Below are 11852 nucleotides of genomic sequence, written 5' to 3'. Positions count from 1 at the left end.
CTATTTCCTTCCCTGAAGATAGTGGGACTCTGTTTTCTCGTGGGGGGAAGGATTCGGGGGGGGGGGGGGGGGGGGGGGGGGTTCCCTCCCCCCCCCCCCCCCCCCCCCCCCTCCCCCATGCCCGCCGGGGGACGAAACACCGCCGGGGCGGCGGGACCGGATGGTCCCGCCGCCCCGGCGGCACGTTTCTGCAGGGTCTTGCCCGGACTTGCCCGGATCGTCTCCCGCTCAGATCTCCTCGTGGGCGACCGCACGGCGGGCGTCCGCGTCCAGCACGCCCCAGCTGATCAGCTGCTCGGTGAGGACCGAGGGGGACTGGTCGTAGATGACCGCGAGGGTGCGCAGGTCGTCCTGGCGGATCGAGAGCACCTTGCCGTTGTAGTCACCGCGCTGGCTCTGGATGGTCGCCGCGTAGCGCTGCAGCGGGCCGGCCTTCTCGGCGGGGACGTGGGCCAGGCGCTCCAGGTCCAGACGCAGCTTCGGCGGCGGCTCGGCGGCCCCGCCCGGCGTCGTGCCCGGGAGCAGTTCCTGCACCGGCACCCCGTAGAAGTCCGCCAGCTCGGCCAGGCGCTGCACGGTGACCGCGCGGTCCCCGCGCTCGTACGAGCCGACCACGACCGCCTTCCAGCGGCCCTGGGACTTCTCCTCGACACCGTGGAGGGAAAGGCCCTGCTGGGTGCGGATGGCGCGGAGCTTGGCCCCGAGCTGTTTGGCGTATTCGCTGGACATAAGGCTCCCGGACGCTGTGTCGACGTGCGGCTCCGCCGCGCGGCTGGTAACTCACTGTGAGGTTACGCAGCGTTACGTGGATGCGTCAAGCCGAATGGTCTTCATCGCCCCCGGACGAGCGGCGGGCCCGTACGGGGGTGGACTCCGGTCCCGGGAGGCGCGGACGCGCCCCCTCCTGCTACTGTGTCCGGCGTACATCAAGACGTCCTTTAAGGTCCGTCCCGTGAGGCGGAGAAGGGGGTCCGTTTCTCATGGACACGAAGACTTCCGATGCGGCCCGGCCCGTGCTCGAGGCCACCGACATCGCGCGGGTGCTGACCCGCATCGCCCACGAGATCGTCGAACGCGCCAAGGGCGCCGACGACGTGGTGCTCCTCGGCATCCCGACGCGCGGCGTGTTCCTCGCCCGCCGGATCGCCGCCAAGCTCGAAGAGATCACCGGATCCAAGATCCCCGTCGGCTCCCTCGACATCACCATGTACCGGGACGACCTGCGGATGAAGCCGGCGCGCGCCATCGGCCGCACCGAGATCCCCGGTGACGACATCGACGGCCGCCTCGTCGTCCTCGTCGACGACGTCCTCTTCTCCGGCCGCACCATCCGCGCCGCCCTCGACGCCCTCGGCGACATCGGCCGCCCGCGCGCCGTGCAGCTCGCCGTCCTCGTGGACCGCGGCCACCGCGAACTGCCGATCCGCGCCGACTACGTCGGCAAGAACCTCCCCACGTCGCTGCGGGAAACGGTCAAGGTCCAGCTCCAGGAGGAGGACGGCCGCGACGCCGTGCTGCTCGGCCAGCGGACCGCCCCTGCCGGCGGGCAGTAGCCCGTCCCCCGCACGGGACCCCCTTCCCGGCCCCCGCGGGCCGGCCGGAGCCGGGGCCCGCGCCGCAGCCTGCCCGTCTGCACCCCAAGCTGCCCTCCACTACCCCCGGAGCACCCAGATGAAGCGCCACCTCATCTCGGCCGCCGACCTCACCCGCGATGACGCCGTCCTGATCCTCGACACCGCCGAGGAGATGGCCCGGATCGCGGACCGGCCGATCAAGAAGCTGCCCACCCTGCGCGGCCGCACCATCTGCAACCTCTTCTTCGAGGACTCGACCCGCACCCGGATCTCCTTCGAGGCCGCCGAGAAGCGCCTGTCCGCCGACGTCATCAACTTCGCGGCCAAGGGTTCGAGCGTCTCCAAGGGCGAGTCCCTCAAGGACACGGCGCAGACCCTGGAGGCCATGGGCGTGGACGCCGTGGTCATCCGGCACGGCGCCTCGGGTGCCCCGTACCGGCTCGCGAACTCCGGCTGGATCGACGCCCCGGTCATCAACGCCGGCGACGGCACCCACCAGCACCCCACCCAGGCCCTGCTGGACGCCTTCACCATGCGCCGCCGCCTGGTCGGCAAGGACGCCCTCGGCCAGGACCTCGCGGGCAAGCGGATCACCATCGTCGGCGACGTCCTGCACAGCCGGGTGGCCCGCTCCAACGTGGACCTGCTGCACACCCTCGGCGCCGAGGTCACCCTCGTGGCCCCGCCCACCCTGGTCCCGGTCGGCGTCGAGACCTGGCCCTGCGAGATCTCGTACGGCCTCGACGAGGTGCTGCCGAAGTCCGACGCGGTGATGATGCTGCGTGTGCAGCGTGAACGCATGAACGCCGCCTTCTTCCCGACCGAGCGCGAGTACTCGCGCCGGTACGGCCTGGACGGCGAGCGCATGGCGAAGATGCCCGAGCACGCCATCGTGATGCACCCCGGCCCCATGGTCCGCGGCATGGAGATCACCGCCGAGGTCGCCGACTCCGACCGCTGCACGGTCGTCGAGCAGGTCGCCAACGGCGTCTCCATCCGGATGGCCGTCCTGTACCTGCTCCTGGGCGGCTCCGAGCCCGCCGTCACCACCACCAGCACGCCCCGCACCGAGGAGACGAAGTAACCATGAGCAAGATCCTTATCCGCGGTGCGCAGATCCTCGGCGGCGAGGCGCAGGACGTCCTGATCGACGGCGAGACCATCGCCGAGGTCGGCACCGGCCTGTCGGCCGAGGGCGCCCGGGTGATCGAGGCCGCCGGCCAGGTGCTCCTGCCGGGCCTGGTGGACCTCCACACCCACCTGCGCGAGCCGGGCCGCGAGGACTCCGAGACCGTCCTGACCGGCACCCGCGCCGCGGCGACCGGCGGCTACACGGCCGTCTTCGCCATGGCCAACACCTTCCCGGTCGCCGACACCGCCGGCGTGGTCGAGCAGGTGTACCGCCTGGGCCAGGAGCACGGCTACTGCGACGTGCAGCCCATCGGCGCCGTCACCGTCGGCCTGGAGGGCAAGCAGCTCGCCGAGCTCGGCGCCATGCACGAGTCGGCCGCCGGCGTGAAGGTCTTCTCCGACGACGGCAAGTGCGTGGACGACGCGGTGATCATGCGCCGCGCCCTGGAGTACGTGAAGGCCTTCGGCGGGGTCGTCGCCCAGCACGCCCAGGAGCCCCGCCTCACCGAGGGCGCCCAGATGAACGAGGGCATCGTCTCCGCCGAGCTGGGCCTCGGCGGCTGGCCCGCCGTCGCCGAGGAGTCGATCATCGCGCGCGACGTCCTCCTCGCCGAGCACGTCGGCTCCCGCGTCCACATCTGCCACCTGTCCACCGCCGGCTCCGTCGAGATCGTCCGCTGGGCCAAGTCCCGCGGCATCGACGTGACCGCCGAGGTCACCCCGCACCACCTCCTCCTCACCGACGAGATGGTCCGCACGTACAACCCGGTCTACAAGGTCAACCCGCCGCTGCGCACCGAGCGCGACGTGCTGGCCCTGCGCGAGGCCCTGGCCGACGGCACGATCGACATCGTCGCCACCGACCACGCCCCGCACCCGCACGAGGACAAGGACTGCGAGTGGGCCGCCGCCGCCATGGGCATGGTCGGCCTGGAGACCGCCCTGTCCGTGGTCCAGCAGACGATGGTCGAGACCGGTCTGCTCGACTGGGCGGGCGTCGCGGAGCGCATGTCCTTCGCTCCGGCCCGCATCGGCCGCCTCGACAACCACGGACGCCCCGTCTCGGCAGGTGAACCCGCGAACCTCACCCTGGTCGATACCTCGTACCGTGGTGTCGTGGACCCCGCACACTTCGCTTCCCGCAGCCGCAACACGCCCTACGAGGGCCGTGAGCTGCCGGGCCGCGTCACTCACACCTTCCTGCGGGGCCGGGCAACGGTCGTGGACGGGAAACTCGCGTGACACCAGCAGCAATCCATCTGGCCGCACAGGCCGCCGAGCGACGGTCGGCGGAGGTGACCGACTGGGGCCCGCGGATCGCGTGGGTCATCGGCCTGGTCCTCTTCATCGCCTTCGTCTACTGGCTGATGCGCCAGGGCTGGAAATGGCGGGGCGCCCTCCAGGTCGGCCTGCCCGAGCTGCCGGTCGCGCCCGACGGACTGCCCGCGCACCGGCTGGCCCTCACCGGCCGGTACCACGGCTCCACCACGGCCGGGCAGTGGCTCGACCGGATCGTGGCGCACGGCCTCGGCGTCCGCAGCCGGGTGGAGCTCACGCTCACCGACGCGGGCCTCGACGTGGTCCGCCCCGGGGCCACCGATTTCTTCGTACCGGCCGCGCAGCTGCGCGGCGCCCGCCTCGACAAGGGAATCGCGGGCAAGGTACTCACCGAGGGCGGTCTGCTCGTCGTCACCTGGGCGCACGGGGACAAGCTGATCGACTCCGGATTCCGCTCCGACCGCGCGGCCGAGCACGCCGCCTGGGTCGAAGCCCTCAACCTCATGAACACATCCATCACGACGGAAGGCGCCGAACGATGACGACCTCCACCAGGGGAGCGCAAGCTCCCGCCGTACTCGTCCTGGAGGACGGGCGCATCTTCCGCGGGCGCGCCTACGGGGCCGTGGGGGAGACCTTCGGCGAGGCCGTGTTCTCCACCGGCATGACCGGCTACCAGGAGACCCTGACCGATCCGTCGTACCACCGCCAGGTCGTCGTGATGACCGCCCCGCACGTGGGCAACACGGGTGTCAACGACGAGGACCCCGAGTCCTCCCGCATCTGGGTGAGCGGCTACGTCGTCCGCGACCCCGCGCGCATCCCCTCGAACTGGCGCTCGCAGCGCTCGCTCGACGAGGAGCTCGCCAAACAGGGCGTCGTCGGCATCTCCGGCATCGACACCCGCGCGCTGACCCGCCACCTGCGCGAGCGCGGCGCGATGCGCGTCGGCATCTTCTCCGGCGATATGTGGAACGGCATCCGCGAGTCGGCCCTGATCGCCAAGGTCCAGGCCAGCCCGCAGATGAAGGGCGCCGACCTGTCCGCCGAGGTCGCCACCAAGGAGGCGTACGTCGTCCCCGCGATCGGCGAGAAGAAGTTCACCGTCGCCGCGGTCGACCTGGGCATCAAGGGCATGACCCCGCACCGGATGGCCGAGCGCGGCATCGAGGTGCACGTCCTGCCGGCCACCGCCACCGCCGAGGACGTCTACGCGGTGAACCCGGACGGCGTCTTCTTCTCCAACGGCCCGGGCGACCCGGCCACCGCCGACCACCCGGTCTCCGTCATGCAGGCCGTCCTGGAGCGCAAGACCCCGCTCTTCGGCATCTGCTTCGGCAACCAGATCCTCGGCCGCGCCCTGGGCTTCGGCACGTACAAGCTGAAGTACGGCCACCGCGGCATCAACCAGCCGGTGCAGGACCGCACGACCGGCAAGGTCGAGGTCACCGCGCACAACCACGGCTTCGCCGTCGATGCCCCCCTCGACAAGGTTTCCGAGACCCCCTACGGCCGCGCCGAGGTCTCCCACGTCTGCCTGAACGACAACGTGGTGGAAGGCCTCCAGCTGCTCGACCAGCCGGCCTTCAGCGTCCAGTACCACCCGGAGGCCGCCGCGGGCCCGCACGACGCCGCGTACCTCTTCGACCGCTTCGTTTCCCTGATGGAGGCCGATCGTGCCTAAGCGCACCGATATCCAGTCCGTCCTGGTCATCGGCTCCGGCCCGATCGTCATCGGCCAGGCCGCCGAGTTCGACTACTCCGGCACCCAGGCCTGCCGCATCCTCAAGGCCGAGGGCCTGCGGGTGATCCTGGTGAACTCCAACCCGGCGACGATCATGACCGACCCGGAGATCGCCGACGCCACGTACGTCGAGCCGATCACCCCGGCCTTCGTCGAGAAGATCATCGCCAAGGAGCGCCCCGACGCCCTCCTGCCCACCCTCGGCGGCCAGACCGCGCTCAACACCGCGATCTCGATGCACGAGCAGGGCGTCCTCGAGAAGTACGACGTCGAGCTCATCGGCGCCAACGTCGAGGCCATCAACAAGGGCGAGGACCGCGACCTCTTCAAGGAGGTCGTCGAGGAGGTCCGCCGGAAGATCGGCCACGGCGAGTCCGCCCGCTCGGTCATCTGCCACTCCATGGACGACGTCCTCAAGGGCGTCGAGACCCTCGGCGGCTACCCGGTCGTCGTCCGCCCCTCCTTCACCATGGGCGGCGCCGGTTCCGGCTTCGCGCACGACGAGGAGGAGCTGCGCCGCATCGCGGGCCAGGGCCTGACGCTCTCCCCGACCACCGAGGTGCTCCTGGAGGAGTCCATCCTCGGCTGGAAGGAGTACGAGCTGGAGCTGATGCGCGACAAGGCCGACAACGTCGTGGTCGTCTGCTCCATCGAGAACTTCGACCCGATGGGCGTCCACACCGGTGACTCGATCACCGTCGCCCCGGCGATGACCCTCACGGACCGCGAGTACCAGCGCCTGCGCGACATCGGCATCGCGATCATCCGCGAGGTCGGCGTGGACACCGGCGGCTGCAACATCCAGTTCGCGGTCAACCCCGAAGACGGCCGGATCATCGTCATCGAGATGAACCCCCGCGTCTCCCGCTCCTCCGCGCTCGCCTCGAAGGCCACCGGCTTCCCGATCGCCAAGATCGCCGCGAAGCTGGCCATCGGCTACACGCTGGACGAGGTCCCGAACGACATCACCGAGAAGACCCCGGCCTCCTTCGAGCCGACCCTCGACTACGTCGTCGTCAAGGCCCCGCGCTTCGCCTTCGAGAAGTTCCCGCTCGCCGACTCCACCCTCACCACCACCATGAAGTCGGTGGGCGAGGCCATGGCCATCGGCCGCAACTTCACCGAGGCCCTCCAGAAGGCCCTGCGCTCCCTGGAGAAGAAGGGCTCCCAGTTCGCCTTCACCGGCGAGCCGGGCGACAAGGAAGAGCTGCTGCGCCTCGCGGTCCGCCCGACCGACGGCCGCATCAACACCGTCATGCAGGCCATCCGCGCCGGCGCCACCCCGGAGGAGGTCTTCGACGCCACGAAGATCGACCCGTGGTTCGTCGACCAGCTCTTCCTGATCAAGGAGATCGCCGACGAGCTGGCCGCCGCCGAGAAGCTGGAGCCGGTGCTGCTCTCCGAGGCCAAGCGCCACGGCTTCTCCGACGCGCAGATCGCCGAGATCCGCGGCCTGCGCGAGGACGTGGTCCGCGAGGTCCGGCACGCCCTCGGCGTCCGCCCCGTGTACAAGACGGTCGACACCTGCGCCGCCGAGTTCGCCGCGAACACCCCGTACTTCTACTCCTCGTACGACGAGGAGAGCGAGGTCGCCCCGCGCGAGAAGCCGGCCGTGATCATCCTGGGCTCCGGCCCGAACCGCATCGGCCAGGGCATCGAGTTCGACTACTCCTGCGTCCACGCCTCCTTCGCGCTGAGCGAGGCGGGCTACGAGACCGTGATGGTCAACTGCAACCCGGAGACCGTCTCCACCGACTACGACACCTCCGACCGCCTGTACTTCGAGCCGCTGACGCTCGAAGACGTGCTGGAGATCGTGCACGCCGAGTCCCTCGCGGGCCCGATCGCCGGCGTGGTGGTCCAGCTCGGCGGACAGACCCCGCTCGGCCTCGCGCAGGCCCTGAAGGACAACGGCGTGCCGGTCGTGGGCACCTCGCCCGAGGCCATCCACGCCGCCGAGGACCGCGGCGCCTTCGGCCGGGTGCTGGCCGAGGCCGGCCTGCCCGCCCCCAAGCACGGCACCGCCACCACGTTCGCGGGTGCGAAGGCCATCGCCGACGAGATCGGCTACCCGGTCCTCGTGCGCCCCTCGTACGTGCTCGGCGGCCGCGGCATGGAGATCGTCTACGACGAGACCCGGCTGGAGTCGTACATCGCCGAGTCCACCGAGATCTCCCCGACCCGCCCGGTGCTGGTCGACCGCTTCCTCGACGACGCCATCGAGATCGACGTGGACGCGCTCTACGACGGCCACGAGCTCTACCTCGGCGGGGTCATGGAGCACATCGAGGAGGCCGGCATCCACTCCGGCGACTCGGCCTGCGCCCTGCCCCCGATCACCCTCGGCGGCCACGACATCAAGCGGCTGCGCGCCTCCACCGAGGCCATCGCCAAGGGCGTCGGCGTCCGCGGTCTGATCAACATCCAGTTCGCGATGGCGGGTGACATCCTCTACGTGCTGGAGGCCAACCCGCGCGCCTCCCGCACCGTGCCCTTCACCTCGAAGGCCACCGCGGTCCCGCTCGCGAAGGCCGCCGCCCGCATCGGGCTCGGCGCCACCATCGCCGAGCTGCGCGCCGAGGGCCTGCTGCCGAAGAACGGCGACGGCGGCACCCTGCCGCTCGACGCGCCGATCTCCGTCAAGGAGGCCGTGATGCCCTGGAGCCGCTTCCGCGACATCCACGGCCGCGGCGTGGACACCGTCCTCGGCCCGGAGATGCGCTCCACCGGCGAGGTCATGGGCATCGACTCGGTCTTCGGCACGGCGTACGCCAAGTCGCAGGCCGGCGCGTACGGCCCGCTGCCGACCAAGGGCCGCGCGTTCATCTCGGTCGCCAACCGGGACAAGCGCTCGATGATCTTCCCGGCCCGCGAGCTGGTCGCCCACGGCTTCGAGCTGCTGGCCACCTCCGGCACCGCCGAGGTTCTCAAGCGCAACGGCATCAACGCTACCGTCGTCCGCAAGCAGTCCGAGGGCGAAGGCCCCGACGGCGAGAAGACGATCGTCCAGCTGATCCACGACGGCCAGGTCGACCTGATCGTCAACACCCCGTACGGCACGGGTGGCCGCCTCGACGGCTACGAGATCCGTACGGCGGCCGTGGCGCGCAGCGTCCCGTGCCTGACCACGGTCCAGGCGCTGGCCGCCGCCGTCCAGGGCATCGATGCGCTCAACCGCGGCGACGTGGGCGTCCGCTCGCTCCAGGAGCACGCGGAGCACCTGATCGCGGCCCGCGACTAGCAGCCCGTCCGAGGCAGGGGGACACCGGTTCATCAACGGGTGTCCCCCTCTTCATGACCGCACAAGGGATATTCCGGACGATGTACAAGTTCTTCTTCAACCTGGTCTTCAAGCGGATGGACCCGGAGGAGGCCCACCACCTGGCCTTCCGCTGGATCCGGCGCGCCGCCGGCACCCCGGTCCTGCGCACCTTCGCCGCCGCCGCCCTCGCCCCCCGGTACAAGGAGCTGCGCACCGAGGCCCTGGGCCTGCGCATGCACGGCCCCTTCGGCCTCGCGGCGGGCTTCGACAAGAACGCGGCCGCCATCGACGGCATGGCGATGCTCGGCTTCGACCACGTCGAGATCGGCACCGTCACCGCCCAGGCGCAGCCCGGCAACCCCAAGAAGCGGCTGTTCCGGCTGGTCCCGGACCGGGCCCTGATCAACCGCATGGGCTTCAACAACGAGGGCTCCGCCGCGGTCGCCGAACGCCTCGCACGCCGGGTGCCGGTCTTCAAGACGGTCGTCGGCGTCAACATCGGCAAGACCAAGGTGGTCCCCGAGGAGGAGGCCGTCGGCGACTACGTGACCTCCACCGAGCGCCTGGCCGGCCACGCCGACTACCTCGTGGTCAACGTGTCCTCCCCGAACACCCCCGGGCTGCGCAACCTCCAGGCCACCGAGTCCCTGCGGCCCCTGCTGTCCGCCGTCCGCGAGGCCGCCGACCGCACCGTCACCGGGCGCCGCGTCCCGCTGCTGGTGAAGATCGCCCCCGACCTCGCCGACGAGGACGTGGACGCCGTCGCCGACCTCGCCCTGGAGCTGGGCCTGGACGGCATCATCGCCACGAACACCACCATCGCCCGCGAGGGCCTGGGCCTGAAGTCCGACCCGGCCCTGGTCAAGGAGACCGGCGGACTGTCCGGCGCGCCCGTCAAGGAGCGCTCCCTGGAGGTCCTGCGCCGCCTGTACGCCCGGGTGGGGGACCGGATCACCCTCGTGGGGGTCGGCGGGATCGAGAACGCCGAGGACGCCTGGCAGCGGATCCTGGCCGGCGCCACCCTGGTCCAGGGCTACAGCGCCTTCATCTACGAGGGCCCGTTCTACGCCCGCGCGATCCACAAGGGCCTGGCCGCCCGCCTGGCCGCCAGCCCGTACGCCACCCTCGCCGAGGCCGTCGGCGCCGAGACCCGGAAGGCCGCCAAGTGACCCAGACCTTCGGAACCCGCCTGCGCTCCGCCATGGACGAGCGCGGCCCGCTGTGCGTCGGCATCGACCCGCACGCGGCCCTGCTGAGCTCCTGGGGCCTGAACGACGACATCGCCGGCCTGGAGCGGTTCTCGCGCACCGTCGTCGAGGCCCTGGCCGACCAGGTGGCCGTCTTCAAGCCGCAGGCCGCCTTCTTCGAGCGCTTCGGCTCCCGCGGCATCGCGGTGCTGGAGCAGACCGTGGCCGACGCCCGGGCGGCCGGCACCCTCGTGCTCATGGACGCCAAGCGCGGGGACATCGGCTCGACCATGGCCGCGTACGCCGAGACCTTCCTGCGCAAGGACTCGCCGCTGTTCTCGGACGCGCTCACGGTCTCCCCGTACCTGGGCTACGGCTCGCTGAAGCCGGCCGTGGACCTGGCCCGGGAGTCGGGCGCGGGCCTGTTCGTACTGGCCCTGACCTCCAACCCGGAGGGCGCCGAGGTGCAGCGGGCGGTGCGCGAGGACGGCCGGACGATCGGCGCGACCATGCTGGCCCACCTGGCGGAGGAGAACGCGGGCGCCGAGCCCATGGGATCCTTCGGCGCGGTGGTCGGGGCCACCCTCGGCGACCTGTCCTCCTTCGACCTGGACATCAACGGCCCGCTGCTCGCGCCGGGCATCGGCGCCCAGGGGGCCACCGCGGCCGACCTGCCGGCCGTCTTCGGCGCCGCCGTCCGCAACGTGGTCCCGAACGTCTCGCGCGGCGTGCTCCGGCACGGCCCGGACGCGTCCGCGCTGCGCGACTCCGCCGCCCGCTTCGCCGACGAGATCCGCGAGGCCGTCGCCGGGGCCTGACCCGTCCGGTCCGAGCCCCCGCCCGGCCCCGGTCCGCCCCGGCGCCCGTGGCGCCCTTCCCGGGCCGCACCCCCGGGTCCGCTTCCCCGCGGACCCCGGGATGCGGCCCGGAGCCGTTTCCGGGCGCCGCGCCGTGTGAGCTCGGTCACGGCCGGCCCCCGCCGGCACCCCGGCGACCTGCGCAATGCCCTTTCGGGGCGCCGGATTGCCCACTTGGTGGACACCTCGGGTCCCACCCCTCGCACCGCTTGACGAATTCCGGCCCAAAAACCAGGGTGTTTTGTCTGTGATGTACGGTTCAGTGGAGGCTGACCAGGACTTTTCGTCCGTTCTCGCTGACTGGAGCGGCCTTGGCCGCTAGTCTCCGACCCAGAGCGAACGAGCGCATCCGCGGTTTCTTCGCTCGCCCGGTGTGGTGCCCGAACGTGCCGACAGGCGCGGCGAAGGACCTCACTGGTCCATATCCGACAGTTCGACATCCGAGGTGACGTAGGCGTGGCTCTTCCGCCCCTTACCCCTGAACAGCGCGCAGCCGCGCTCGAAAAGGCCGCCGCGGCTCGCCGGGAGCGGGCCGAGGTGAAGAATCGACTCAAGCACTCCGGCGCCTCCCTGCACGAGGTCATCAAGCAGGGGCAGGAGAACGACGTCATCGGCAAGATGAAGGTCTCCGCGCTCCTCGAGTCCCTGCCGGGCGTGGGCAAGGTCCGCGCCAAGCAGATCATGGAACGTCTCGGCATCTCCGAGTCCCGCCGTGTGCGAGGTCTCGGTTCCAACCAGATCGCCTCGCTGGAGCGCGAGTTCGGCGGTGGCGGCGCCTGACGCGCCGCCTGAAGTCCGTCCGGTGTTCTCGGGCAGTCC

The 11852-nt window shown here is 71.2% G+C and carries 10 protein-coding genes; 9 read left to right on the top strand and 1 reads right to left on the bottom strand.

All coding sequences use genetic code 11. From position 1 onward, the window contains the following. Positions 1 to 228: 228 nt before the first annotated feature. Positions 229 to 729, bottom strand: coding sequence for a transcriptional regulator BldD (bldD, locus tag ACZ407_RS29220; RefSeq protein WP_226733476.1), 501 nt, complete (start codon positions 727 to 729; stop codon positions 229 to 231). A gap of 251 nt (positions 730 to 980) precedes the next feature. Here bldD and pyrR point away from each other — a divergent pair, with 251 nt between their 5' ends. The 9 genes from pyrR to ACZ407_RS29175 all read left to right on the top strand — a co-directional run bounded on the left by pyrR (position 981) and on the right by ACZ407_RS29175 (position 11813). Next, positions 981 to 1553: a bifunctional pyr operon transcriptional regulator/uracil phosphoribosyltransferase PyrR gene (gene pyrR / locus ACZ407_RS29215; RefSeq protein WP_468133438.1), complete on the top strand. Its 573-nt coding sequence runs from the start codon at positions 981 to 983 to the stop codon at positions 1551 to 1553. A 118-nt stretch (positions 1554 to 1671) separates the two neighbouring features. Further along, complete coding sequence (locus ACZ407_RS29210) at positions 1672 to 2658, top strand: aspartate carbamoyltransferase catalytic subunit (protein WP_468133436.1); 987 nt, start codon at positions 1672 to 1674, stop codon at positions 2656 to 2658. Positions 2659 to 2660: 2 nt separating this feature from the next. Beyond that, the gene (locus tag ACZ407_RS29205) at positions 2661 to 3947 is read left to right on the top strand and encodes a dihydroorotase (RefSeq protein WP_468133434.1); all 1287 of its coding nucleotides are present in this window, start codon (positions 2661 to 2663) and stop codon (positions 3945 to 3947) included. Beyond that, entirely contained in the window at positions 3944 to 4525 is a 582-nt protein-coding gene (locus tag ACZ407_RS29200; protein WP_468133432.1) for a PH-like domain-containing protein, read from the top strand. The genes ACZ407_RS29205 and ACZ407_RS29200 overlap by 4 nt, the downstream gene beginning before the upstream one ends. Next, positions 4522 to 5667, top strand: a complete 1146-nt coding sequence (gene carA, locus ACZ407_RS29195; protein WP_468133430.1) for a glutamine-hydrolyzing carbamoyl-phosphate synthase small subunit — start codon at positions 4522 to 4524, stop codon at positions 5665 to 5667. The genes ACZ407_RS29200 and carA overlap by 4 nt, the downstream gene beginning before the upstream one ends. Further along, complete coding sequence (gene carB, locus ACZ407_RS29190; RefSeq protein ID WP_468133428.1) at positions 5660 to 8968, top strand: carbamoyl-phosphate synthase large subunit; 3309 nt, start codon at positions 5660 to 5662, stop codon at positions 8966 to 8968. Before carA ends, carB begins: the two co-directional genes overlap by 8 nt. Positions 8969 to 9048: 80 nt before the next feature. Further along, positions 9049 to 10158 (top strand): quinone-dependent dihydroorotate dehydrogenase, encoded by a 1110-nt coding sequence (locus tag ACZ407_RS29185; protein WP_468133426.1) that lies wholly within the window; start codon positions 9049 to 9051, stop codon positions 10156 to 10158. Further along, the gene (gene pyrF, locus ACZ407_RS29180) at positions 10155 to 10994 is read left to right on the top strand and encodes an orotidine-5'-phosphate decarboxylase (protein ID WP_468133424.1); all 840 of its coding nucleotides are present in this window, start codon (positions 10155 to 10157) and stop codon (positions 10992 to 10994) included. The genes ACZ407_RS29185 and pyrF overlap by 4 nt, the downstream gene beginning before the upstream one ends. Before the next feature lie 495 nt (positions 10995 to 11489). Beyond that, a complete protein-coding gene (locus tag ACZ407_RS29175; protein WP_226733467.1) occupies positions 11490 to 11813 on the top strand; it encodes an integration host factor, actinobacterial type in 324 nt (107 codons plus the stop codon). Positions 11814 to 11852: the final 39 nt, after the last annotated feature.

The organism is Streptomyces sp. NPDC030809 (assembly GCF_055572195.1).
Note: the sequence above shows the minus strand (reverse complement) of the source record. Positions and strands in the feature narration are given on the sequence as shown.